The following is a 24649-nucleotide window of genomic DNA, read 5'->3' as shown; positions in this document are numbered from 1 at the left end:
CATGATACTCACTCTTGCGCTCGTATTTCTGATCACGCTGGTGATCGGCGTGCCCATCGCCTTCGGCATGGGCTTTGCGACAGTGGTCGCGATCTTCCTGGATGGTTCCTTTCCGTTGGAGATCGTGCCCCACAAGATGGTCAATGCGGTCAACTCCTTTCCGCTCGTGGCGGTGCCGTTGTTCATCCTCGCCGGCGCACTGGCGGGCGAGACCAGCATCGCAGGGCGGCTGGTCCGTTTTGCCGATGCGCTGCTGGGGCACGTCCGTGGCGGATTGGGGCACGTCAATGTGGCCTCGTCGATTTTCTTCGGTGGCATTTCGGGTTCGGCGGTGGCCGATACGGCGGCCATCGGCAGCCTGATGATCCCGGCGATGGAGAAGCAAGGCTATTCGCGCCGTGACGCGGGGGCGATCACGATCTGCTCGTCGCCGATCGGCATCTTGATCCCGCCGAGCATTCCCATGGTGCTTTATGGCGTGACGGTCAGCTCGTCCATCGGCGCGCTGTTCCTGGCGGGGCTGGTGCCAGGGGTGCTGACCGGGGTCATGCTGATGGGGGCGGTCTATGCCATGTCCAGGAAAAAAGGCTGGCCCCAGCGCGCCCAGCGTGCGCCGCTGCCGGAATTGTGGAAGGCATTCCGCGAGGCGATCCTGTCACTGCTGCTGCCGGTCTTTCTGCTGGGCGCCATCATCACCGGGTTGACCACGGCGACCGAGGCGGGCGTGATCGGCGTGGTCTACGCCTTCATCCTGGGCGGGTTCGTCTACAAGGACTATCCCCTCAGGGACTTCTTCCGGATCTTCGTGGATTCGGCCATCAATACGGCGATTCCCGTCTTCGTGCTGTCGGCCACCTCGGTCGCCGCCTGGATTGTGGCCGTCGAGCAGTTTCCCCAGGAACTGGTCGGGTTCTTCCAGGACATGGAGTTCGGCAAGATCATGGTGTTGCTGACGATCAACGTCTTTCTGTTGTTCGTCGGCATGGTGATGGATCTGGTCCCGGCCCTGATCCTGTTCGCCCCCATCCTGCTGCCCGTAGTGCAGGCCGTCGGCGTGGATCCCATCCAGTTCGGCGTGATCATGGTGATGAACCTGGGGATCGGCCTGGTGACGCCGCCCGTGGGCAACTGCCTGTATCTGGGGGCGGTGATCGCCAAGGTGGATCTCCTCGCGCTGGCGCGCGCCTCGCTGCCTTTCCTGGTCGTGAATCTGATCACGCTGCTGCTGGTGACCTATCTGCCGCAGATCAGCCTGTTCCTGCCCTCTCTGTTCTATTGAACACGTCGTCGAATCTTCGAAGGAGTACATGCCATGTCCGGCTTGCTGGGTCGCGGTGTCTTGGTCAATTGGGGAGGTGTGCAAGCCGCCTCCGAGGTGGATTACAACGCCTGGCACAGTCTGGAGCACATGCCCGAGCGGTTGTCCGTGCCTGGTTTCCGGCGCGGCCGGCGCTGTCAGGCGGTCGACGGGACGCCGGCGTCATTGCGCTATTTCATGATGTACGAGGCCGACGAGCCGCAGATCTTCGTCTCCGCGCCCTATCTGGCCCGGCTCAATGACCCGACGCCCTGGACGCGGCGCATCCTGTCGGTGTATATCGCTCCGTCGCGCACGGTGTGCGAGGTGCTGGCCAGCACTGGCCGGGGGACGGGCGGATGGCTGGCGACCGTGCAGTTCGGCCGGGATGCGGCTGCCTCGCCCGATGAGGACTGGCTGGTCTCGAGGATGCATGAGGCGGCGGAAGCGCCCGGCATCCTGGGGGCGCACGTGTTGCGCGGCAGTGCAAGCCTTGGGCAGCAGCCGACTGCGGAGAAAGTATTCCGTGAAAGCGGTGGCGAGCCGGATCGTACCGTGGCATTGGCCTTGCTGATCGACGGCCTGGATCGGGACTGTACCCAGGAGGCGCTGACCGCAGTCCTGACGGCGCTGCCCGATGCCCAGCGCAACAGCGCGGTCGCGACCTTGTATCGCACGCAGCATGTGTTGTCGGATGCAGACGCGCTGTCGGGGGCTGCCTGATGCGGGTCTTGCTGACGGGAGGGTGCGGCTTTATCGGCGCCTGGATCGCCAAGCGCCTGGCGGCCAAGGGTGTGAATGTGCGTATCTTCGATCTGCGCATCCAGCGCAAGATCATTGACCTGGTCTGCGGCGCGGCCGTTGCGGATCGCTTCGAATGGGTGGCGGCCGATGTGGCGGATACTGAGGCTGTGCACGCGGCTGCTCGGGGTTGCGACGTTCTGATTCATCTGGCGGGGATGCTGACCCCTGGCTGCCGCGCCGATCCGGTGCTGGGCGCCAAGGTCAATCTGATCGGTCTGCTGAATGTGTTCCTGGCTGCTCGCGCCGAAGGCATCGAGCGGGTCCTGTACATGAGCAGCGCCGGTGTTTTTGGTCCCGATGGCGGGCAGGCGCCGTCTCCCACGACGCACTACGGGGCGTTCAAGCTGGCTGCGGAGCGCAGCGCCGCAGCGTTCTGGGAAGACGATCAGATGTTGAGCGTCGGCTTCCGGCCCTACGTGGTGTACGGACTGGGCCGTGAAGACGGCCTGTCAGCCGGGCCCAGCCTGGCCTGCCGTGCGGCGGCGCGTGGACAGCCCTACGTGATTCCTTTTACCGGCGTGTTCGACATCATCCATGTCGATGATGTCGCCGCGGCTTTCGAAGCCGCCCTGGAGGCCCCGTTGACGCAGGCGCATCATGTCGATCTGCTGGGCCAGAGAGTGCAGGCCGAAGAGGTCATCGAGGCTCTCCGCGAGGCCGTACCCGACGCCGTCGTGCGTGCCGAGGGACCGCCCTTGCCGATTCGGCTGCCCGATGGCCTTCAGGGGGCGGGCGCTCTGTTGCCGGGTTGGTCGGCGCGCGGCCTGCATGAGGGCATTGCGGGCACCATCGAGGATTATCGGCAGGCCGTGTCGGTGACCGCCGGATGGGGAGGCGCGGAATGAGACTGGACGGTCAGGTCGCCATCGTCACGGGCGGCGCGCGGGGTGTGGGCCTGGGCATCGCCCAGCGGCTTGCCCAGGAGGGCGCGCGGGTGGTGCTCTGGGACGTGGACCGCGAGGGGTTCGACGCCGAGGCTGCCGGGTTTTCGCCCGCCGGGCTCGATCAGGTGGACGTGACCGACGAGGACTCCGTGGCCGCGGGGATGCGGCGCGTCCTTGACGGGCTGGGTCGGCTCGACATCCTGGTCAACAATGCCGGGATCAACGGCCGGGTCGCCGATGTGGAGGACTATGCCTTCCAGGAGTGGCAGCGGGTGCTGCGGGTGAACCTGGACGGCGTCTTTCTGTGCTGCCGCGCGGCCGTGCCCGCCATGCGGGCGCGCGGCTATGGGCGCATTGTCAACGTGGCTTCGATCGCGGGCAAGGAAGGCGTGCCGGGGATCGCCGCCTATGCGGCGTCCAAGGCCGGGGTGATCGGCCTGACCAAATCGCTGGCTCGTGAGCTGATCGACACCGGTATTCTGGTCAACTGCCTGGCGCCGGTCATGGTCGAAACAGATCTGCTCAGGCAGATGACGCCGGAGCATATCGAGCGCAGCAAGGCCAAGATTCCGATGGGCCGTCTGCTGCAGATTTCGGAACTGGCGGCCGTGGCGGCATTTGCGGCCAGCCCGGAGTGCTCCTTCACGACGGGCTTCACCTTTGATGCCTCAGGCGGTCGGGCGACCTACTGAACCGGTCCGCTGTGTGCGGATGGCTGCGGCCCCGAGCAAGGCCGCAGCAGCGTCACATCCCCATCGGTCGGCATGACGGCCCGCAGGGGTTCGCAGCGCCCGTCCGTGCACCAGTCGTAGTCGGCCACGTAGGGCGAGCGTGTCAGCCGCAGTTCGTCCAGCGGGCGGGTATGCGGCTGGTAGACGTACCAGCCGTCGTGGCGCAGCACGGCGTCCGGCGGCGGCTCCATGCCCGCGCCCGAACCCCGGATGCGCGCCTGCCCGGGGACCAGGCGCGGGCGGCCGTCCGGATCGGCCTGGACGGTGTAGTCCTCTTCCCAGCGGATCTTTTCGATCGAATGGGTCCAGGCCAGCGTGAAGGCTCGGACCGGGACGAAGCGCGGCGGCACGCCGGGCGCCGCCGCCAGGGTCAGGCAGACCCCCAGTGCGCCCAGCACCATCAGGCCGCTGTCGTCGTAGCGGCCGCGCGTGCGCGGCGTGCGTGCACCACGTGCCAGGCCAGGAACAGCGCCGTGGCCGCGAAGCCGACCTCATCGGTCAGCGGAAGCGCCGCCACCAGCAGCAGAGCTGCGGCGATGACGTAGAGCCGTGCGAACCAGCCGATCGGCGTCAGCAGGAAGCCGGTGACGCCGGCCGCCCACAGCGTGATGGCGACCAGGGCCTTGAAGACGATGTAGACCACGTCCAGCGCATCGCCGCCTTGCAGCATCAGGGCCGGCGAATAGACGGCCATGTAGGGGATGACGAAGCCCGCCACGGCCACGCGCAGCGCCTGGATGCTGATCTTCAGGCCGTTTTCCCGGGCGATGGGCGCGGCGGCGAAGGCCGCCAGCGCCACCGGCGGGGTCAGGTCGGCCATGATGCCGAAATAGAACACGAACATGTGCGAGACGATCAGCGGCACGCCCAGCTTCAACAGGATGGGTGCGGCCAGCGAGCTGGTGATGATGTAGTTCGGGATCGTCGGGATGCCCATGCCCAGCACCAGGCAGGTGATCATGGTCAGGAACAGCGCCAGGAACAGATTGTTCTCGCCGATGGCGATGACCTGGCCGCCGAACTCGGCCGCCACGCCGGTCAGGTTGATGATGCCGATGATGACCCCCACCAGCGCGCAGGCCGCCGCGACCGACAGGGCGTTGCGCGCGCCCTCGGCCAGGGAATTGAGGGCCAGCCGCAGGGTGTCGCGGCCGTGCTTGCGGACCATCAGCGCCAGGCCCAGCACGGCGACAATGACGAAGAAGTCCGTGACGCCGAACTGGACGAAGCCTGCGCAGGCGATGCCCAGCAACAGCCAGAAGACGTAGCGCAGCACGGGCTGCGAGGCGCCCTGGATGACGGCGGCGCCGAAGATCAGGATCACCGTCAGCCCCAGGCCGATGGTGCCGGAAAACAGCGGCGTGTAGCCGGAGAACAGCAGCGCCACCAGGCCGATCAGGGGCAGCAGCAGGTACCAGCGTTCACGGACGGCTTTCCAGGGGTCGGGGCAGTCCTTCTTGTCCAGGCCGTGCAGGCCGCGGCGGCCGGCTTCCAGGTGGACGGAGATGAAGGCGGTGGTGAAGTACAGGACGGCCGGGATGAGGGCGGCCTTGACGACTTCCACGTAGGGGATGTTCAGCGTTTCGGCCATGATGAAGGCCACCGCCCCCATCACCGGCGGCATGATCTGCCCGCCCATGCTGGAGGTGGCCTCGACCCCGCCGGCGAAGGCGGAGGAATAACCGAAGCGCTTCATCAGCGGGATGGTGAACTGGCCGGTGGTGACGACGTTGGCCACGCCCGAGCCGTTGATGGTGCCCATCAGGCCGGAACTGACCACGGAGACCTTGGCCGGGCCGCCGCGCGTGTGGCCGACCATGCCCATGGAAAAATCGCTGAACAACTGGATCATGCCCGCCTGTTCCAGGAAGGCGCCGAACAGGATGAACAGGTAGATATAGGTGGACGATACGTAGGTCGGCGTGCCGTAGATGCCTTCGACCCCGAAGCCCAGGGTGCTGACGATCTGGTCAAAGCCGTAGCCCCGGTGCATGAAGGGGCCGGGAATGTACTGGCCGAACAGGCCGTAGGCCAGGAACAGGCCGCAGATGATGGGCAGCGCCCAGCCCATCATGCGGCGGGTGGCCTCGAACACCAGCACCACGGTCAGGATGCCCACGACCATGTCGGCGTCGGTCATCTGGCCGGCGCGCGCCGTCAGGTCGGATTCATAGACCCAGTGGTACAGGCTGAGGACGAAGCCCAGGATGCCCAGGACCCAGCCGAGCGTCCGGTTGGCGCGGCCGCCGCTGGAATACAGGGAAAAGACCATCAGCAGCACGAAGCCGACGTGGATGCAGCGGACCACCTGGCTGGACAGAGGGCTGTAGGCCGCAGTCCAGATCTGGAAGCATGAAAAGACGACGGCGATCCAGAAGATGCTGCGCGGCAGGGGTTGGGCCGCAATGTCGTGGGGGGAGCTCATAAGCAGGAACCTGAGAACTGAAAAGGCGGTTCAGACGCAGGTCCGAACCGCCCGGAGGGCATGGGGCGCGAGGCCCCCGAAGGACCCGCCCGGCGGTGGGGCGGTGTCCGAACGAACCGGATCATTATTTGATCAGGCCGACTTCCTTGTAGTAACGCTCGGCGCCCGGGTGCAGGGGCACCGGCATGCCCTTCAGGGCGTTGTCGAGCTGGATGGCCTTGGCGGCGTTGTGCGCGGATTTCAGGGTGTCGAGCTGTTCGTAGAAGACCTTGGTCATTTGATAGACCAGATCGTCGGGCACCGTCGACGCGGTCACCAGGAAGTTCGGCACCGCCGCCGTGGGCGTGTCGGCCGTCTGGCCCTCGTAGGTGCCGGCGGGGATGGTGGCCGCCTGGTAGGCTTCGTTGCCGATCTTGGCGATGACGTCGGCCGGGATGGGCACGACCACGATCTTGACCGAGGTCGCCAGGTCGCGGATGGAGGACACGCCCAGGCCGGCGGACTGCAGGGTCACGTCCAGTTGGCGGTTCTTCATCAGTTCGACGGATTCACCGAAGGGCAGGTATTCGACCTTGTCGAAGTCTGCATAGGTCAGGCCGGCGGCCTTGAGGACGGCGCGGGCGTTCAGTTCCGTGCCGGAACGGGCGGCGCCCACGGAGATGCGCTTGCCCTTGAGGTCGGCCAGGGTCTTGATGCCGGCATCGCCGTTGGCGACGATCTGGATGTAGTTGTTGTAAGTGCCGGTCATGCCGCGCAGCTTGTCGAGCGGGGCCTTGAAGCCTGCTTCGGCGTTGCCGGTGTAGGCGTCGGCCACGGTGTCGGCCAGCGCGAAGGCCAGCTCGCCGCGCCCGCTCTGCAGCAGGTTCATGTTCTCGGCCGATGCCTTGGTGACCTGGGCGGTGGATTTGGCGTCGGGAATGTGCTTGTTGTAGATCTGGGACAGCGCCACGCCCAGCGGGTAGTAGACGCCGCTTTGGCCACCGGTCAGGATATTGATGAACTTGGTGTCCGCTTGCGCGGGAGCGGCGGCGATGGCGGTGGTGACCGCGACCGCGCACGCGGCCAGCCATTTGTTGATGGACATGGTTGGGTTCCTCTTCTGTTGCGATGGGGATGAGAACCTGCATGGTACCAAGGGTCGCCCGTCGCACCACTCCGTAATCACCCTAGAAAAAAGAGGGGATTGCTATACTGCCCTGGATCAGGCCTGCACCGGACGCGTCCGCCGCCCGTCCCATGAAACTGCCTTCCGCACCCCGTATCGATCTGCTGGAACCCGCCGTGATGCTGGCGACGGTGCTGCAATGGCTGATCCTGGCCTCCCTGACCGGGCTGGTGGTCGGTGCCGGCACCAGCCTGTTCCTGCATGTGCTGTTCTTCTCGACCGGCCGCACCCAGTCCGTACCCCTTTGGATCTATTGGCTCCTGCTGCCCCTGGCGGGCCTGGCAAACGGCCTGCTGATGGGCTATGCGCGCCGTCGCCTGGAGGCGTCGGGCCTGAAGGATTCCATTTTCGCCGCCGTGCACGAGCAGGGCGGCCGCATGCCCTGGCGTACCCTGTGGATCAAGCCGGTGGCGGCCGTCATCACCCTGGCCAGCGGCGGTTCGGCCGGCAAGGAAGGCCCTTGCTCGCATCTGGGGGCGTCCCTGGGCGCCGTGATCGGTCAGGTGTTCCGCCTGAACGCCGATCTGCGCCAGCGCATCGTGGCCTGCGGTGTCAGCGCCGGCTTCGCCAGCGTGTTCGGCACACCCATTGCCGGCGCCCTGTACGGGGTGGAAATGCTGATCATCGGCCGTATCCGGCACGATTTCCTGTTTCCTGCGCTGATCGCGGGGGTGACTTCGTACCAGGTCAGCAAGGCGCTGGGCATTCCCTACGAGCATTACGCCGTCGACGTGCTGCCGGTGTTTTCCGAGTCGTTGTTCCTGCGCACCATCCTGGTCGGCATGCTGTGCGGGCTGGTGGCGCGCGTGTTCGTGGACCTGATCTACGCCGTGCGCAACGCCTGCCATCGGCTGCAGGCCCGTTGGGCCATATGGCCGCCGCTGATGCCGCTGATGGGGGGGTTGGTGCTGGCGCTGCTGGTTTCCTTCGCCATTCCCACGGACTATCTGGGCCTGAGCCTGCCGCTCATGGACCGGGCGCTGGCGGGCGAGACCATGCCCTACGCCGGTTTCTTGTGGAAGACGATCCTGGTGGCGGTGACGCTGGGCTCGGGGTTCTACGGCGGCATCGTCACGCCGCAGTTCGTCATCGGCGCCGTGGCGGGCAACGCCTTCGCGCATTTGTTCGGCATCAGTCCTACGCTGGGCGCCGCCGTGGGATTGGTCTCGGTGGTGGCTGCCGCGTCGAACACGCCGCTGGCCGCCATCCTGATGGGGGTTGAACTGTTCGGCGGCGCGGTCGGCACACTGTACGCGGCCGGTTCGGCCATCGCCGCATACCTGATCATCGGCCACCGCAGCGTCTATCCGGACCAGCGCCTGGGATACGCCAAGTCATCCTGGATGCGGGTGCGGCCCGACATCCCGGTCGGCCAGGAAAAGACGCGCCTGTCCTACGGCCTGCTCAAGGGCTGGCGCCAGATGCAGACGCGAGGCTGGCGGGCCTGGCTGGGTGCCGGGCGGTCCGCCGACGGAGGAGACCGGAACGATGCCCAGTCCTGAACTGATGCTGGCCGGGATCGGCCTGACCGCCATGGGGGCCCAGTGGCTGGCCTGGCGCCTGCGGGTGCCGGCGATTCTGTTTCTGCTGCTGGCGGGCATTGCCGTGGGGCCGTTGGCCGGCTGGCTGGACCCGGACGCCCTGTTCGGCGATCTGCTGTTTCCCCTCGTGTCCCTGTCGGTGGCGGTGATTCTGTTCGAAGGCAGCCTGACGCTGGAATTCCACCAGACGCGCGGACTGGAGCGGGTGGTGCGGCGGCTGGTGACGGGCGGTACGCTGATCGCCTGGGCCGTGGCGGCCGTGGCGGTGCATGTCTTCCTGGATTTTCCCTGGGACCTGGCCGTCCTGTTCGGCGCCATCACGGCCGTGACCGGGCCGACCGTCATCGCGCCGCTGCTCAAGACCGTGCGCCCCGTGGCGCCCGTGGCCCATGCCTTGCGCTGGGAAGGCATCCTGATCGATCCGATCGGCGCCCTGCTGGCGGTCGTGTCCTACGACCTGATGGTGGCCCTGCGCATGACCCACGAATGGAGCCATGCCCTCTGGGCCTTCGGCGCCACCTTGGTCGTGGGCTTGTGCGTCGGGGTGGCCGCCGGCTGGTTGCTGGGCACGCTGCTGCGGCGCGGCTGGGTGCCGGACTCCCTGATCAATCTGTCGGTGCTGGCGCTGGTGTTCGGCGCTTTCGCCCTGTCCAACGCGCTGGAGCACGAATCCGGCCTGCTGGCCGTGACCGTCATGGGCATCTGGCTGGCGAACCGGCCGGGCGTGCCGGTGCGCGACATCCTGGAGTTCAAGGAAACGCTCAGTCAGATCCTGCTGTCGGCGCTGTTCATTCTGCTGGCGGCGCGCGTGGCGCCCAGCCAGTTGTTCGATCTGGGCTGGCCCGCGCTGGCGGTGCTGGTGGTGATGCTGTGGGTCGGGCGGCCGCTGAAGGTGCTGTTTTCCACCTGGGGATCGGGACTGAACTGGCGCGAACGCAGCCTGTTGGCCTGGATTGCGCCGCGCGGCATCGTGGCGGCGGCGGTGTCCGCCCTGTTCGCCCTGCGGTTGGAGAAGATGGACGTGCCCCACGCCGACCGGCTGCTGCCGATGACGTTTCTGCTGATCATCGGCACGGTGATCTGGCAGAGCCTGACCGCGCGGCCCGTGGCGCGCCTGCTGAAGGCGGCCGAGCCGGACCGGGTGGGGTTCCTGATCGCGGGCGCCAACCCGGTGGCCCGGGCCATCGGCCAGGCGCTGCACGAGCAGGGCGTGCCGGTGCGCCTGTGCGACAGCGACTGGTACAGCCTGTCGCTTGCCCGCATGATGGGCCTGCCCACCTATCACGGCAATCCGGTCTCCGAGCATGCCCAGCGCAACCTCGACACCACCGGCCTGGGCCGCCTGCTGGCCCTGGGGGCGCGCGATGAGGCCAATCAGGTGATCACGGCGCGCGCCCGCGACGAGTTCGGCAAGCGCAAGGTCTTCAGCCTGCCCCGGTCGCGGGATGCCGGTCAGGCCGAAAAGCATCTGCTGGATGCGGCCTATCGCGGCCGCACCTTGTTCGCCCCCGATCTGGGCTACTGGAATCTGTCCGCCCGGCTGGCGGCCGGCGCCCGGATCAAAGCCACGCGCCTGTCGGACAGCTTCGATTTCGCGCAGTTCCTGGCCGCCCGCCCGGACCATGCCGTGATCCCGCTCTTTGCGCTGAATCCCAAGGGCTACGCGCAGCCGTTCACGCTGGACCAGGAACTGCAGCCCGTCGCTGGCTGGATCATCATCGGTTTGCACGAGGATGAGACGACCGAGGCCGCGCCGTCCGCCGCGTCCGCGCCTGTGCCGGGGGGATCATGACGGGCGGTCCGACCCGTACGTCCCGGGGCGAGGCCGCCGGCCGCCGCGTGTTTTTCGCCCTGTGGCCGGATGAAGCGACCGTTCAGGCCTTGTCCGGCTGGGCGCAGTGCGCCCATGCGGCGTTCGGCGGGCGTGTCATGCAGCCCGACACCCTGCACCTGACCCTGGCTTTCCTGGGTCTGGTGCCCCACGACCGGGTGGCGGAACTGGCGGCCCTGCTGGACGAAGCCCCCTTGATCGGCGGCACCCTGCGCCTGGACCGCTACGGACGTTTTCGCGGCCCTCAGATCGTCTGGGCCGGCCCGTCGGCGACGACGCCCTGGCTGGATGCGCTGCATGGATGGCTGTGGCGGGCGCTGGCGCGCCGGGGGTTCGGCCGGCCGGACGAACCTTTCCGCCCGCACGTGTCCTTGTTGCGGCGGGCGGCGCCGGGCGATCTGGATGCGCTGCCGATACCCGAGCCCCTGGACTGGACGCCGCGCCGCTGCGTGCTGGCGGCCTCGGCGCCGCGCCCGGATGGGTCTTTTTATGAAGTCCTGGCCGAATGCGCGCTGGCGCCGGATCGGAATCAGTAGTATCCGTTGAACGGTTGGCGCCGGGCGGCGGCCTGGACCGAGTTGATCATGGTGACGAAGTCGAAGACCGGCTTACCTGTTGCCGCCTGGACCGCATGTGCATAGGGCGGCAGGTTGGAGCATTCGAGCAGCCAGGCCTCGATTTCCGGATGCTCGCGCTTCAGATCAAGCGCTGCCGCGACCACTTCGCCTTCGATGGCGTCGGAGTCCAGGACGTCGGTTTCGTCCAGGATGGGGCCACGGAAGTTCGGTGCGTGTTCCAGGCCGGTGATGTGCAGGTTGCAACGCATTGAGGCACGCAAGGGGGCCAGCAGATCCTCCGTCAGACGCTGTCGGTTGGCGCAGATCAGGCCGACAGCCTGATCCGGACCCAGCATGGCGCTGACGAACGGTAGCTGGAGCAGGCTGGAGAGCATCACCGGGATTTGCACGCTGGCGGCGACAACTTCCTGGAAATGCATCATGTAGCCGCAATCGCTGGTGATGGCGCAGACACCCGATTGCTCCAATGTGCGGGCATTTTCGACGATCACCTGTTCCATTGAGCGATCCGCCTGGTTGATCAGGCGGTCCAGAGTGACGCCCGGCATCGTCCGGTAAAGGACGGGGAATCCATAGGTGCGCGCATTGCCCACATCCCCGGGGATGAAGGGGGTGCGGCAGTCCAGCAGCAAGATGCCGATGTCATGGCCATAGCTTTCCGCTTGTCGTCTGACGATGTAGCGCGGCATTTGGTTTTTCCTTTAGAACCGGTTGGGCCTGAGGGGGTGCAGGTCGATGGGTGTGTTCTGTCCGTTGATCAGGTGGGCGACGATGCGCCCCGTGATGCCCGAGAGGGTCAGGCCGATGTGACCGTGCCCGTAGGCGTGAATGATGCGCGGGTCCGTCGGCGAGGGGCCGATCACCGGCAGGGAGTCCGGCATGGAGGGCCTGAAGCCGAGCCAGGTATCGGTTGCGGCCCCGACATCCGGCAATAAGGTTTGGGTCTTGCGGGCGATCACGTCGGTCCGGACGCGGCGGGCGGGCTGATCCAGGCCGCCCAGTTCGACCGTGCCAGCCACCCGCAGCCCTTCGCCCAAGGGCGTCATGTAGAAGCCGTGTGCCGGGTAGCATGTCGGTGCGCTCAGCAGCGTGCCCGCGTGCGGGAACAGGACGTGGTAGCCGCGTTCCGTGTTCAGTCGGACGCGGTCACCCACTCGGGCCGCCAGACGGCCCGACCAGGCACCTGCGGCGATGACCAGGCGATCGGCCTGCTGTGTCCGGTCGCCCAACAGGACCGTCAACGCCTCAGATGTGCGTGTCGCCCCCTGAACCTCTCCGCGCAGAAAATGCCCGCCCTGCTGTAGAAACAGGGTGTAGAGGGCCAGTGCATAGGCGCGTGGCGTATCGATGCTGTAGGCGTCCAGGAATTCGAGCCCTTTGTGATACAGCGGGGCCAGATGTGGCTCGCGTGCCTGGATTTCAGCCGCGTTCAGGATGCTCATGCGCACGCCTTCACGTTCACGCAAGGCGATCCCTGTCTGGGCCTGAAGAAATTCTGTTTCGTTGCGGTACAGGTACAGGCAACCCGTTCGCCGCAACAAGCCGGTGGCGCCGGCGGCTGTGATCAGAGGCTCCAGCCCCGGTTCCGTGGCGCGCAGCAGGGCGCCCAGCACCGTGACGATCCGGTCAACCTGGTCCCTGCGGCTGGCGTGTACGAAGGACATCAGCCAGGGGGCAAGCTGCGGTAGATCGCGCCAGAAAATGGACAGAGGGCTGGCCCGGTCCAGCAGCATGCCCGGGACCTGGCCGAGGATGCCGGGCATGGCGACGGGCAGGCAGGCGCCGAAGGCGATGGTGCAGGCATTGCCGTAACTGGCCGAGTGCCGGTACGCCTGGGTTTCGTCCGGCGTGTGGCGGTCTGCGAGAAAGACTTCGTGACCGGCGCGCTGCAGCCAGAGGGCACAGGACAGTCCCACCAAGCCTGCGCCCGCTACGACCACCCGTTTTCTGTCATCCGCGCCTGCCGGGGTCAGTTCCGGCCAGGCCATGTGTGGTGTCGTGTGTGGCATCGTGTGTTATCTGCCGAGCAGCAGGCGTGGCAGGAATAATGAAAGTTCCGGGATGTAGGTGGTCAGCAGCACGACGGGCAGGTACGCCAGAAAGACGAAGACCAGCATGTAACGCAGCATGGGTGCCAAGGGGGCTTTGCCAACCAGTGCCGCGAAATACAGGATGGGTGCCGTGGGCGGTGTGATCAGCCCCATACCGAGATTGGTGGCGATGATGGCCGCGAACTGTACCGGATCCATGCCGATTTCTTTGATGACGGGCAGCAGCATCGGCGCCGCCAGCAGGATCCCGCTGACGTCCTCCATCAGCATTCCGATCATGATCAGAAAGAGATTGACCAGCAGAAGCAGCACGATGGGGTTGTCGCTGACCATCAGAAAGACTTCCAGGATCTGCTGGGGGACGTTTTCCATGGTCAGCAGGCGGCTGAACATGGCTGCGAAGAAGACCAGGATCATCAGGACGCCCGTGGTCTCGGCGCTGTACCAGAATACCTGCCACAAGCCTTTCGGTTTCAGGTCGCGGTAGATGAACAGACTGACCGGGATCGCGTAGACGACGGCGATGGCCGCCGCCTCGGTCGGGGTGGTGACACCGCCGTAGATGCAGCCCAGGATGACCATCGGCATCAGCAGGGCCCAGCTTGCGCGGCGGCCCTTGGCGCGGACGTTCTGGAACGGCGTCATCCCGGCAGGCGCCTGGGTCTGCTCGATCCTCATCCGGCTGGCGAACACCCGGTTCCAGAAGATGAACAGCAGGATCAGCAGCAGCCCAGGAATGATCGGTGCCAGGAACGACGCCGCAATTGAGGTGCCGGTGACCCAGCCGTACAGAATCATCGACGCACTGGGCGGGATCAGCAAGGCCAGGACGGATGAAGCCGCTACCAGGGTGGTGGCGTAGGCGCGGTCATAGCCTCGCTCGACCATGCGCGGGATCATGATGGTGCCGATCGCTGCGACCGCCGAGGTCGCCATGCCCGAGATGGCGCCGAACACGGCGGTCGTGATGACCACGACGATGCCCAGCCCGCCCCGCATTCTGCCGAAGATGCTGTCGGCGAAGTCAATCAGCCGGTTGGCGATCCCGCCCTGGCTCATCAGGTTGCCGGCCAGGATGTAGAGGGGCAGCGCGATGACGATGACCGAGGAAACCTTGCCGTAGCCCGCGCCGATCAGGAAAGCTGCATTGCCCAGGTCGCCGAAACAGACCAGCACCAGCACGGCACCGGCAAAGCTCAGGGGCACCGGGACGCCCATCACAAGCAGCGCGATGAGCACCAGGGTGTCGATGATGATCAGACTGCTCATGTGCGTCCCCGCAAAATCGAGAATTCTTCCAGGGTTTCAATCAGGAAGTAAAACGTCATCAGCGCCAGGCCAATCGGCATTGAGATATTGACCCAGGCCATGGGGATGCCGACCTCCAGGGACATCAGGTGCCGGTGCACCGAGTTCAGAAAATATTGCGCCGACCACACGGTCATCCAGCCGCACAGCACTGTTGTCACCAGGCAGGCCAGCGTGCGGCAGGCTTGTTGCATTTGCCCGAACGGCAGCGCGACGTCCAGCAGGCTGGCCGAAATCTGGCCCCGGCCCCAGGCGCCGTGTGCGCTGCCGATGAAATAGAGCCAGACGGCGATGAAGCTCATCAATTCTTCGATGCCGTAGATGCTGAAGCCGAACAGGTATCGCGTGACGATCTGGATGGACATCAGCGTGGTTACGGCGACCCCGGTCGCGACCATCACGCAGCGTTGCAGCATGATCAGCCGGCCCGGGCGGGCCGCACGCTGTTCGCGCTGCGCCTGCACCCGGTCGCGAGCAAGCCGCATCGCGGACAGGGGATCACCTGAGGGGGAGGGTTCCATCACGTCTTCCTCTGGTCTATTGGTTCGTGGGCCGCGCCTGCCCGGCTACGGCCCGGCCCTGTGCCGGGGGTGTTCAGGAGCCGCCTGAACCCACCGCCTGCTTGACGCGTTGATAGGCCTCGTCACCCAGCTCATCGGCGATCTTTGGCCAGACGTCGCTGCGCACGGCCTTGGACAGTGCGTCGAGTTGAGCCTGATCCAGTTCCACGACCTTGACGCCGAAGTCCTTCAAGCGCTGCAATTGCTCGGCATCCCGTACCTTGAGTTGAGCAAAGCGTTCCTTGGTGATTTGCTGCCCCACGTCTTCCAGCACCTTCTGGTCTGCAGGATCCAGGGATTGGAAACGCTTGGCATTCATGAAAATCCAGTTGCTTTCAAAGTGGTCGTTGAACTGGACCCAGGTCTTGGTCGCTTCTTTGAGGTTGTCATAGGTCATTTCGGCGGTGCCGCCGATCTGCCCGTCCACCACCCCGGTCTGCATGGCGGTGAACAGTTCCGCCCAGGGCACGGTGGCGACGCTGTAGCCGAAGCGTTCCATCATGACGCGGTGCGTGGTGCCGCCTGGCCATACACGAACCTTCAGCGTGCGCTTCACATCTGGATTGCCGGGATCGGCGACGTCCTTTGCAAAGCCTGCGCCGCCCATGCCGACGCCGAAGATCCCCAGCAGCTTCAGCCCTTGATCGGCCGTGACCTGGCTGACGATTTCATCGACGAAGCCGCCACGGATATTGGCCTTTTCAGCTTCTTCGTAGCTGGTGTACAGGTAAGGGAACCAGCCGATTGCCAAGCGCCGATCCGACGAGGTGGCCAGAGGCTGCATGGCGATATCGACTGCGCCGCCCACCACCTGATCGTGGACCTCGACCCAATCGCCCAGTTGGCTGGCCGGATAGACCTTGATCTTCACTCGGCCATCGGTGCCGGCTTCGACTCGCTTTGCCAACTCTTGAGCCGCGATTTCACCATCGGAGCCGGGTTTGTCCAGCGTTGACAGGCGCAACGTTGTTGCAGCCCAGGCCGAGCTCGCGAATGCGACCAGTGCGAGCCCCGTGAATACTGCCTTCAATGAGTGTTTCAAGACTGACATGGCATCTCCTCCTTGTGTCCGTCACGGATAACGCCGACCGGAACTCACGCGGCAGGCATGGTTATTAATCTATCATGCAATACAGATAATGTATGTCATTATTTGACTGGTATAGGGTAAACATGTAGGATGACATTTAGGGCAATGTCATGCATTATGCTGTGAACCACACTCACGCTGGACGGTTGGCCGCCTACCGGTAACGAGATCCAGAAACGACCCCCACAAGGGAGGCTAGACGCTTATGAAGCCGGACTCGGTGTCGAGCTTGGTGCTGAAGCGAGATGGAGCCCAGCCGCTCTATGCCGCATTGGCGGAACATATCGAGTCGCAAATCCAGTCAGGTGAGCTCAAAGTGGGCGACCGCTTGCCTGCGCAACGCGAGTTTGCGCAGCGCTTGGGCCTCAATCTGACGACTGTGACTCGCGCATTCCGTGTGTTGAGTCGCAAGGGATTGATTGTCAGCAAGGCGGGGCGAGGCTCTTGTGTCGTTGTGCCTGTGTCTGGGCCGGAGCGTACCGACTATCCTTCTGCACCTCAGCCGGACATGCTGGACTTGACGGTCAACCGTCCTGCAACGGATGCGTTTTTGACGGTATTGCCGGACATCCTGAAATTTCTGCCGTCAGACCCCCGCCATGCCACTTTGCAGGATTACCAGCCCCCAGAAGGGGCAAGCTGGTTGCGGTCTGCTTTGGCTGGCTGGCTGTGCGCGACCAAGGGGCTGGGCCATGTGCGCGAGGAGCAGATCCTGGTGACGTCCGGTGCGCAGCACGCGCTCGACGCCATCCTGCGCAGCCTGTGCCGGCCGGGCGACTATATCCTGGCCGACGCGGTGACTTACCAAGGCGTGGTCGGTTTGTGTGCCATGCATCATCTCCGTTTGGTGGGTGTTGCCATGGATGACGAAGGGATGATGCCCGACAGCCTGGATGCGGCTTGCCGGGTAGAACGGCCCAAGGCCATCGTACTCGTGCCCACGCTGCACAATCCTACCGCGATCACGCTGTCCGCCGAGCGGCGCCAGGCACTGGTCAGGGTCGCTGCAAAGCACGCGATCCCGATTATTGAAGACGACGTCTATCGTGACTTGCACGATGATCCAGGTCCGTCCCTCGCCAGTCTGGCGCCTGCACAGACCTACTACATCGGCGGTTTCTCGAAAAGCATCGCCCCTGGGATGCGGACGGGCTTCATCGTGGCACCGCCCGATGGGGCAGCAGCCATCGCCACGGCGTTGCGTATCAACAATTGGTGTGCCAATCCCCTGGGGATGTGGATTGCGGCCTATCTGATTGAGTCAGGGCTGGCGCGGGACATCATCCGGCAACAGAAGGCCGAACTTGCTCAGCGGCAGGCGTTGCTCACCCGCATGTTGGGTGAGTTTGATCTGAATACGTATCACACGTCCACGCATGCTTGGCTGAAATTGCCCGCACGATGGTCGACGGCCCGTTTCGTCGTGGCCGCTCGGCGCAGGGGGGTTGCGGTGCTGGGCAGTGATCTTTTTACGCTGGAGGGCGCTGACGAAGCCTGCCCGGCCGTTCGCCTGAACGTGGGCGCACCGCGATCGCAGGATGCCTTGCACAAGGCGTTGGACATCTTGCGAGCGACGCTCAAGTCCGGCGACGCGCTTGCTGCCGGCGCGTTCTGAACAAGTCTTGAAGATTCCGTCCCCGAGGCGAACCAACGGTGGTCCGCCCTGCGCGAGCCTGTCCCGTGGGCGCAAAGGGAGTTGCCGCCCTCCGGGACCGGCGCGCGCGGGCGGAACCGGACCCTACTTCTGCGGCCGCGGCGTGGCGTCCGTGCTCGGCGGCAGGGTGGGGTAGACGACCTGGGGCTGCTCACCGGTCAGGGTGTGCAGGAAGCGGGTGATGGCCTTGACCTCGTCGCCGTTCAGTTCCTGGCCCAGTTGGCTGGACCCCATGATGGCCACGGCTTGCTCCAGCGACCAGACGTCGCCGCTGTGGAAGTAGGGCGCAGTCAGGGCGATGTTGCGCAGCGGCCCCGCGCGGAACACGTATTCGTCGCTGGCGGTGTTCGTCACGGTGAAGCGGCCCTTGTCGTCCGGCGGCAGGATGTCCGCGCCGGGCTTTTTCACCACCCCGAAGGGGAAGTAGCCCTGGCCGCCGACGTTGATGCCCTGGTGGCAGGCCACGCAGCCCTTGTTCATGAACAGGTCCAGGCCCTTGATCTCGATGTCGTCCAGGCTGTCGGCGCCGGCCAGGAACTGGTCGAATTTCGAGTTGGGGGTCACCAGCGTGCTTTCGAAGGCCTCGATGGCGTGGGCCATGTTCTCGAAATTCACCGGGTCCTTGTCCTTCGGATAGGCCTTCTCGAACAGGGCGACGTATTCCGGCAGGCTCTTGAGCGTTTCCTCGACCTGGGACGGGGTGTTGTTCATCTCGACGCTGGCCTGCACGGGGCCCTTGGCCTGTTCCTTCAGGTCGGCGGCGCGGCCGTCCCAGAACTGGGCGCCGTTGAACAGCGCATTGAGCACGGTCGGCGAGTTGCGCGGCCCGTGTTGCCAGCCGTGGCCGATCGAGGTCTGGATGTTGTCCGCCCCGCCGGTGCCGACGCTGTGACAGGAGTTGCAACTGATGATGTGGCTGCGCGACAGGCGCGGCTCGAAGAACAGCCAGCGGCCCAGTTCGATGCTGTCGGCGGAAATGTGGCGTTCCTGGATCACGGCCTCGGCCGTGGGAATGGGCTGGAAGAATTGTTTTGCGGTCTGGCGCACCGTGTCGGCGGCGGGCGCGCCGGCGGCCAGAGCGGTGCTGCTGCTCAGGGCGAGGCCGGCCGCCAGCAGGAGGGAGGCGTGTTGTTTCATGAGGTTCCCCTTGTGGAGTGGTTATATCCACAATGGGAACATGGTCATTGATTCCCCGTATTGATGGGGGTCAAGGATCGTCCGGATCCGCTAGCTTCCGACCGTGCCGCCGTCCTTTTTCCAGATCACGACCGTCGCGGGGCGCGGCCGCGTCGCCCGGGGGCCGTCCGGCCAGGTCGAGGCCGAGAGCGGGTCGGACTGGGCCTTGTCCAGGTCCGGCCCTTCGCCCGGATGCTGGATGTTGACGAAGACGAAGCGCTGGTCCGGCGTCCAGGTGATGCCGGTGACTTCGCAGCCCTTCGGGCCGGTCAGGAAGCGGCGCAGCTCGCCCGAGACCGGATCGGCGACCAGCATCTGGTTGTTGCCCTGGCCTTCGTAGTCGCCGCCGTTGCCGTAGTTGCCGTCGGTCAGGACCCACAGCCGGCCCTGGGCGTCGAAGCCCAGGCCGTCGGGACTGTTGAAGGTGTTTTCGGCGGAGATGTTGGCCGACCCCCGGCGCGGGTCGCCGTCCGCGTACCGGGTCGGGTTGCCGGCCAGGGCGAAGATGTCCCATTCGAACGCGGTGCCGCGCGGATCCCGACCCGCTTCGCGCCAGCGCACGATGTGGCCGTAGATGTTCTTGTCGCGCGGGTTGGCCGCGTCCGCGCCGGGATGCTTCGGGCCGCCCGGCCAGCGCGCCTTGCCGCTGCCGCGATCGGTGTTGTTGGTCAGGGTCGCGTAGGCTTCCCCGGTGCGCGGATGCACGGCGATCCATTCCGGCCGGTCCATGGGCGTGGCGCCCACGGCGTCGGCGGCCTGCCGCGTCTTGATCAGCAGTTCGCCCAGGCTTTCGTTGAAATGCTCGCCCAGGCGCCGGCCGTCCGTGCCGCGCGTGTCCAGCGTCAGCGGGATCCAGACGCCCTTGCCGTCGTCCCCGAAGCGGGCCACGTGCAGGGTGCCGCGCTCCAGCAGCGTCCGGTTGCTGTCCGCGCCGGGCCGGTATGCGTCCTCCGAGACGAACTTGTAGATGTATTCGCTGCGCTGGTCGTCGCCCATGTAGATCACCACCCGGCCGTCGCCGGCGAGCGTCAGAGCGGCGTTCTCGTGCTTGAAGCGGCCCAGGGCGGTCAGCTTGCGCGGCGCGGCCGAGGGGTCGAAGGGGTCGATCTCGACGATCCAGCCGTGGCGGTGGTATTCGTTCGGCGTTTGCGTCCAGTCGAAGCGGGCGTCATGCGTATCCCAGGCGTATTCGGGATCGGCGGTCTTGCCGCCGCCCTTGTAGCGCAGCATGTGCTGGCGGTAGGCTTCGTCCGGATAGTCCGCCTGTTCCGCCGGGTGGGCGCCGGTGCCGAAGTAATCGGTGAAGTTCTCTTCACAGGTCAGGTAGGTGTTCCAGGGCGTCCAGCCGTTGCCGCAGTTGCCGAAGGTGCCCAGCGCCTGATTGCCCTCGGGGTCCGCCTGCGTGCGCAGCAGGGCGTGGCCGGCGGCGGGGCCGGTCATGCGGATCGGGGTGTTGGCGTGGATCATGCGGTTATAGGACGAATCCTGCACCCGCCGCCATTGGCCCGGGGCATCCAGGCGGATGTGGGTGACGGACACCCCCTGGGCGTGCTGCGCCTTGCGGATCCAGTCCGGCGACCAGCCTGCCCCGCCAGGCTGCACGCCCTTGGGGAAGAAGTAGTGGGGGGTGACGTATTCGTGGTTGGTGACCAGCAGGCCCTCGGTGCTGCTGCCCGAGACGCCGTCCTTGCCGTCGATGGGGAAGAAATGCAGGCCGTCGTGGTTGTAGCCGACCTGCGCGGCCTGGGCCTCGCCGTCGTCGCTCGCGTCGCCCTTGAAGGCCGGCGCGGCCGCCGTCAGCGGGTCGCCCCAGCGGTTGAGGACGGCGTGGGCGTAGCCTTCCGGGACGACCACGGTGTCCGCCGTGCTCATGGGGATCGCCTGGAAGCCCAGGGGGGCGGAAGCCGGGCCGGCGTCGGCCGCCAGCGCCCGCGCGACCGGCAGCATGCCGCCCAGGAAGCTCACGGCGCCCAGGCCCAGGCCGCCCTTCAGGAAGCGGCGGCGGCCGTCCAGGCGCGCGAGGATCCGGTCCAGGGGTTCCGCCGTCGAGGGGTTGGCGGGGATGTCGTCGAGATCGAAGGTTTTCATGGCTTATCGGCTCCGCAGCAGTTCAGGGGTGTGCAGCAGGACGAATTCGTTGTCGTCCTGGCGGTTCGGTTCCCGGCTGGAGGAGAACGGGAAGTTGTTGTCGTTGCCGACGATGATGTGTTCGGCGTCCACGACGTCCACGTTCTCGATGGTGAAGAACGGGAACTGCAGCACGCCGTCCGTCAGGGGCTTGCGCGCCTTCTTGTCGGGATCCTGGATGGCGAGCAGGTCTACGTAGGCCGGCTTGCGCACCGCCTGGCCCGCGTTCGCGTCCGAGAACTCGATCTTGTAGACGCGCTTGAAGCGGGGCGGATTCGAGAAGCAGGTCTTCGTGTCGGCGCCCTTTTCGCAGGCCTTGTCGGGCGTGCCTTCGCCGTTGTCGCGTTCGATCACCAGGCCGGTCGTGGCGTCGATCATGTTGAAGTCGCCGATGGCGTGATCCGCGCCTTCCAGCGGATAGCGCCACGAGCGGCCGGTCCAGTGCTCGTCCGCGACGCTGAATTCCAGGATCCGCAGGACCGTCTTGCCGTCCGCCTGTTCCCAGGCCTTTGCCTTTTCGTCCCAGAGCGGGCCTTCCAGCAGGGGGTAGAGGAACTTGCCGTCCTTCGACGCCGCCATCCCTTCGAAGCCTTTCGAGCGCTTGAGCGTCACGCCCTGGTAGGTCTGGCCCGGGGCGCCGGGCGTGGCGACGGCGTAGTGGTCGGGCGAGCGGACGGTCCGTCCGTCGACCTGGGTCTCGAACAGGGCCAGCACCTTGCCCGTGCGGTCGGTCTTCACCAGGTAGGGGCCGAATTCGTCGCCGATCCAGAAATGCTCGCCGATCGGCTGGAAGCTTTCGGTGTCCAGGTCGGAGCCGGTCAGGTAGCGTTCGGCGGTGTCTTCATGGACGATGCGGAAGGGAATCTTGCGGTCCGGATCATGCAGGAACATCGTGTCCTGCGGCGCCAGCGTGCCGGCCTGCCAGTCGATGCGGTACCGGTTCAGGTACAGCATGGCGTCCATGGAGTTCGCCTTGCTGCCGAAGCCGTTGTCGGTCAGGACCCAGACGGTGCCGTCGGGCATGACCTTCACGCCCGAATGGCCTTGGCGGATCTGGCCTTTGACGGGCAGGGCGATGCCGGTGGCGCGGTCGGCCGACAGGCCCATGACCGAACCGGGGGCCTCGACCCGGATGCCGCTGGTGTATTTTCCGGATACCGTCAGATCGGCGGGCGCGTCGGCGGGCGGCGCCACGAAGCTGGCGGCCGGGAGCACGGCGTGGCCTTGCAGGACGGCGGGCGCCGCCTGCTGGGCCATCACGGCCCAGGGCGCGCAGCCGACGACCATGGCCAGAATGGGAGTACGGAGAAACTGCATGGACTCTTCCTGGAGAAACGAGGGAGGAATCCGCAGTCTAGGGACGGGAGATGACAGGCGTGTGTCGGTTCTCAGCGCGCCGGCCCGCGCGCCGCGGGCCGGATGCCGACCTTGACGTCCAGCGTCAGGGTCCGGCCCTGGCGCAGCAGCGCCAGCCGGGCCGTCGAGTCCGCCGGCAGCGGCGCCAGCCGGTTGAGCAGGTCGTAGGCGTCTTCGACGGGCTGGTCGTTCAACTGGCGCAGGACGTCGCCCACCCGGATGCCGGCGCGCGCCGCCGGTCCGCCCGGCAGGACACGGGCGACGATGGCGCCGCGCGTGTCTTTCAGGTGAAAGGCCTGCGCCAGATCAGGCGTGATGTCTTGCGGTTCCAGGCCCAGCCAGCCGCGCCGCACGCGGCCGTGCGCCAGGATCTCGTCCAGGATGCGGTGGGCCGAGGCCGCCGGGATGGCGAACCCGATCCCCAGCGAACCGCCGGTTTCGGAATAGATCGCCGTGTTGATCCCGACCAGCTCGCCCCGGGTGTCGATCAGCGCGCCGCCTGAATTGCCCGGATTGATGGCCGCGTCGGTCTGGATGAAGTCCTCGTAGGTGTTCAGCCCCAGGCGGTTGCGCCCGACGGCGGAGACGATGCCCTGGGTCGTGGTCTGGCCCACGCCGAACGGGTTGCCGATGGCCAGCACCACGTCGCCCACCTGCACCGAGGGGTTGGGATCGAAGGCGATCGCGGGCAGGTCCGGCAGGTCGATCTTCAGCACCGCCAGATCGCTTTCGGGGTCCGCGCCGATCAGCTTCGCGGGGGCCCGGCGGCCATCGCGCAGGCGCACCTCGATCGCGTCGGCGGCCTCGATCACGTGGTAGTTGGTCAGGATCGCGCCGTCGGCCCGCGCGATCACGCCCGAGCCCAGGCTGGTGGATGCCTCGCGCCGCGTGAACCCCGGCAGGCCGCGCAGGAATTGCTCCAGTCGCGGGTCGGCCGGCAGCGGCACCAGCGGCACGTCCACGTGCTTGGAGGTGTAGATGTTGACCACCGACGGCGCAGCCCGCGCCACGGCGGCGGCGTAGCTGGCCGGCGCGGTGACCGGGCCGGCCAGGGGGGCCGCAGGCGCGCCGTCCAGAACGCCCGGCATCGGTGCGCCGCCCGGCAGCCACTGGGGCCGCAAGGTCGCCACCAGGAACAGGATGCCCAGGCAGATCGTCACGGTCTGGGCGAAAATCAGCCACAATCGCTTGATGAGCATGAATGATCTCAATTTGTCATGGGGTGGTCGCCCGCCGTTCGGACGCGGCGACACGCACATACTAAAGTAAAGGACATCCTATGAGCGCCCACGTATCCCGCCAGGTTCTGGCGGACTGGCTGAACGACGTGTTGCAGCCGGAACGCTTTCGTGATTATTGCCCGAACGGCCTGCAAGTCCAGGGGCGCGACGAAATCCGCCGTATCGTCACCGGCGTGACGGCCTCGCAGGCCCTGATCGAAGCCGCCGTCGCCCAGGACGCGGACGCCATCCTGGTGCACCACGGCTGGTTCTGGAAAAACGAGGACCCCTGCATCCGCGGCACCAAACATCGCCGCCTGACGGCCTTGATGGCGCGCGAGCTCAATCTGTTCGCCTACCATCTGCCTCTGGACGCCCACCTGGAATGGGGCAACAACGCCCAGTTGGCGCGCGTCATGGACTGGGTGCCGGATCGGCGTGCCGACGGTGCGCCCCGGCGCTGCGGGCCGGACGATCTGGTCTGGCTGGGCGCCCCCGCCCGAGACCTGACGGTGGGCGCGCTGGCCGCCGACGTGGCCCGTCGGCTGGGCCGCGAACCCCTGGTGATCGGCGATCCCGCGCGCCCCGTGCGGCGGCTGGCCTGGTGCACCGGCGCCGCCCAGGGCATGCTGGACGCGGCCCTGGCCGCCGGCGCGGACTGCTATGTCAGCGGAGAAATCTCCGAGCCCACCGTGCATCTGGCCCGCGAAACGGGCGCGGCCTATCTCAGCGCCGGCCACCATGCGACGGAACGCTATGGGGTGCAGGCGCTGGGCGCGGCCGTCGAGGCCCGCTTTGGGGTGCCCTGCACCTTTGTGGACATCGACAATCCGGTTTAGGATGCGGCCTGC

At 66.3% G+C, this 24649-nt stretch carries 21 protein-coding genes; 9 read left to right on the top strand and 12 right to left on the bottom strand.

The window, feature by feature from the left end; all coding sequences use genetic code 11:
• Nucleotide 1 precedes the first annotated feature (1 nt).
• The 4 genes from ACFO0J_RS12340 to ACFO0J_RS12325 are packed head-to-tail and all read left to right on the top strand — an operon-like array spanning nt 2 to nt 3677.
• Nucleotides 2-1279, top strand: coding sequence for a TRAP transporter large permease (locus ACFO0J_RS12340; protein ID WP_376813387.1), 1278 nt, complete (start codon nt 2-4; stop codon nt 1277-1279).
• Nucleotides 1280-1312: 33 nt separating this feature from the next.
• On the top strand, nt 1313-2020 hold the full coding sequence (locus ACFO0J_RS12335) for a hypothetical protein (RefSeq protein WP_376813386.1): 708 nt from the start codon (nt 1313-1315) through the stop codon (nt 2018-2020).
• Entirely contained in the window at nt 2020-2946 is a 927-nt protein-coding gene (locus tag ACFO0J_RS12330) for an NAD-dependent epimerase/dehydratase family protein (RefSeq protein ID WP_376813385.1), read from the top strand. The genes ACFO0J_RS12335 and ACFO0J_RS12330 overlap by 1 nt, the downstream gene beginning before the upstream one ends.
• Nucleotides 2943-3677 (top strand): SDR family NAD(P)-dependent oxidoreductase, encoded by a 735-nt coding sequence (locus tag ACFO0J_RS12325; protein ID WP_376813384.1) that lies wholly within the window; start codon nt 2943-2945, stop codon nt 3675-3677. Before ACFO0J_RS12330 ends, ACFO0J_RS12325 begins: the two co-directional genes overlap by 4 nt.
• On the opposite strand, the gene ACFO0J_RS12320 is transcribed toward ACFO0J_RS12325, so the two are convergent.
• From ACFO0J_RS12320 to ACFO0J_RS12310, 3 genes are all read right to left on the bottom strand, one after another.
• Nucleotides 3671-4117, bottom strand: coding sequence for a DUF1850 domain-containing protein (locus tag ACFO0J_RS12320; protein ID WP_376813383.1), 447 nt, complete (start codon nt 4115-4117; stop codon nt 3671-3673). The two genes, ACFO0J_RS12325 and ACFO0J_RS12320, sit on opposite strands and share 7 nt — an antisense overlap.
• On the bottom strand, nt 4117-6141 hold the full coding sequence (locus tag ACFO0J_RS12315) for a TRAP transporter permease (RefSeq protein ID WP_376813382.1): 2025 nt from the start codon (nt 6139-6141) through the stop codon (nt 4117-4119). The genes ACFO0J_RS12320 and ACFO0J_RS12315 overlap by 1 nt, the downstream gene beginning before the upstream one ends.
• A gap of 124 nt (nt 6142-6265) precedes the next feature.
• Nucleotides 6266-7225, bottom strand: coding sequence for a TAXI family TRAP transporter solute-binding subunit (locus ACFO0J_RS12310; protein ID WP_376813381.1), 960 nt, complete (start codon nt 7223-7225; stop codon nt 6266-6268).
• 152 nt (nt 7226-7377) lie between these two features.
• Between ACFO0J_RS12310 and ACFO0J_RS12305 the strand changes: the two genes are divergently transcribed.
• From ACFO0J_RS12305 to thpR, 3 genes are read left to right on the top strand one after another with little or no spacing between them, the layout of a single operon-like run.
• Nucleotides 7378-8808 carry a chloride channel protein gene (locus tag ACFO0J_RS12305; protein ID WP_376813380.1) on the top strand — a complete coding sequence of 477 codons (1431 nt, stop codon included), beginning with the start codon at nt 7378-7380 and terminating at the stop codon, nt 8806-8808.
• Entirely contained in the window at nt 8795-10639 is a 1845-nt protein-coding gene (locus ACFO0J_RS12300; protein WP_376813379.1) for a cation:proton antiporter, read from the top strand. The genes ACFO0J_RS12305 and ACFO0J_RS12300 overlap by 14 nt, the downstream gene beginning before the upstream one ends.
• Nucleotides 10636-11214 carry an RNA 2',3'-cyclic phosphodiesterase gene (gene thpR / locus ACFO0J_RS12295; RefSeq protein ID WP_376813378.1) on the top strand — a complete coding sequence of 193 codons (579 nt, stop codon included), beginning with the start codon at nt 10636-10638 and terminating at the stop codon, nt 11212-11214. Before ACFO0J_RS12300 ends, thpR begins: the two co-directional genes overlap by 4 nt.
• Here thpR and ACFO0J_RS12290 read toward each other — a convergent pair.
• The 5 genes from ACFO0J_RS12290 to dctP form a co-directional block, all read right to left on the bottom strand.
• Nucleotides 11208-11945 carry an aspartate/glutamate racemase family protein gene (locus ACFO0J_RS12290; RefSeq protein WP_376813377.1) on the bottom strand — a complete coding sequence of 246 codons (738 nt, stop codon included), beginning with the start codon at nt 11943-11945 and terminating at the stop codon, nt 11208-11210. The two genes, thpR and ACFO0J_RS12290, sit on opposite strands and share 7 nt — an antisense overlap.
• Before the next feature lie 12 nt (nt 11946-11957).
• Nucleotides 11958-13244, bottom strand: coding sequence for an NAD(P)/FAD-dependent oxidoreductase (locus ACFO0J_RS12285; RefSeq protein WP_376813376.1), 1287 nt, complete (start codon nt 13242-13244; stop codon nt 11958-11960).
• A 27-nt stretch (nt 13245-13271) separates the two neighbouring features.
• Nucleotides 13272-14576: a TRAP transporter large permease gene (locus ACFO0J_RS12280; RefSeq protein ID WP_376813375.1), complete on the bottom strand. Its 1305-nt coding sequence runs from the start codon at nt 14574-14576 to the stop codon at nt 13272-13274.
• Nucleotides 14573-15136, bottom strand: a complete 564-nt coding sequence (locus tag ACFO0J_RS12275; protein WP_376813374.1) for a TRAP transporter small permease — start codon at nt 15134-15136, stop codon at nt 14573-14575. Before ACFO0J_RS12275 ends, ACFO0J_RS12280 begins: the two co-directional genes overlap by 4 nt.
• Nucleotides 15137-15209: 73 nt before the next feature.
• Nucleotides 15210-16226 (bottom strand): TRAP transporter substrate-binding protein DctP, encoded by a 1017-nt coding sequence (dctP, locus tag ACFO0J_RS12270; RefSeq protein WP_376813373.1) that lies wholly within the window; start codon nt 16224-16226, stop codon nt 15210-15212.
• Nucleotides 16227-16470: 244 nt separating this feature from the next.
• Between dctP and ACFO0J_RS12265 the strand changes: the two genes are divergently transcribed.
• Nucleotides 16471-17880, top strand: a complete 1410-nt coding sequence (locus ACFO0J_RS12265; RefSeq protein ID WP_376813372.1) for an aminotransferase-like domain-containing protein — start codon at nt 16471-16473, stop codon at nt 17878-17880.
• Nucleotides 17881-18003: 123 nt separating this feature from the next.
• On the opposite strand, the gene ACFO0J_RS12260 is transcribed toward ACFO0J_RS12265, so the two are convergent.
• The 4 genes from ACFO0J_RS12260 to ACFO0J_RS12245 form a co-directional block, all read right to left on the bottom strand.
• Nucleotides 18004-19056: a cytochrome-c peroxidase gene (locus ACFO0J_RS12260; RefSeq protein ID WP_376813371.1), complete on the bottom strand. Its 1053-nt coding sequence runs from the start codon at nt 19054-19056 to the stop codon at nt 18004-18006.
• A gap of 90 nt (nt 19057-19146) precedes the next feature.
• Nucleotides 19147-21183, bottom strand: a complete 2037-nt coding sequence (locus ACFO0J_RS12255) for a PhoX family protein (protein ID WP_376813370.1) — start codon at nt 21181-21183, stop codon at nt 19147-19149.
• A 3-nt stretch (nt 21184-21186) separates the two neighbouring features.
• Complete coding sequence (locus ACFO0J_RS12250) at nt 21187-22539, bottom strand: esterase-like activity of phytase family protein (protein ID WP_376813369.1); 1353 nt, start codon at nt 22537-22539, stop codon at nt 21187-21189.
• Between the two features lie 71 nt (nt 22540-22610).
• Nucleotides 22611-23771: a S1C family serine protease gene (locus ACFO0J_RS12245; protein WP_376813540.1), complete on the bottom strand. Its 1161-nt coding sequence runs from the start codon at nt 23769-23771 to the stop codon at nt 22611-22613.
• An 86-nt stretch (nt 23772-23857) separates the two neighbouring features.
• Here ACFO0J_RS12245 and ACFO0J_RS12240 point away from each other — a divergent pair, with 86 nt between their 5' ends.
• A complete protein-coding gene (locus ACFO0J_RS12240) occupies nt 23858-24637 on the top strand; it encodes a Nif3-like dinuclear metal center hexameric protein (protein ID WP_376813368.1) in 780 nt (259 codons plus the stop codon).
• Nucleotides 24638-24649: the final 12 nt, after the last annotated feature.

It is taken from the genome of Castellaniella hirudinis (genome assembly GCF_042651965.1).
GTDB classification, from domain to species: domain Bacteria; phylum Pseudomonadota; class Gammaproteobacteria; order Burkholderiales; family Burkholderiaceae_B; genus Castellaniella; species Castellaniella hirudinis.
This window is presented reverse-complemented; position numbering and strand designations above follow the sequence as displayed.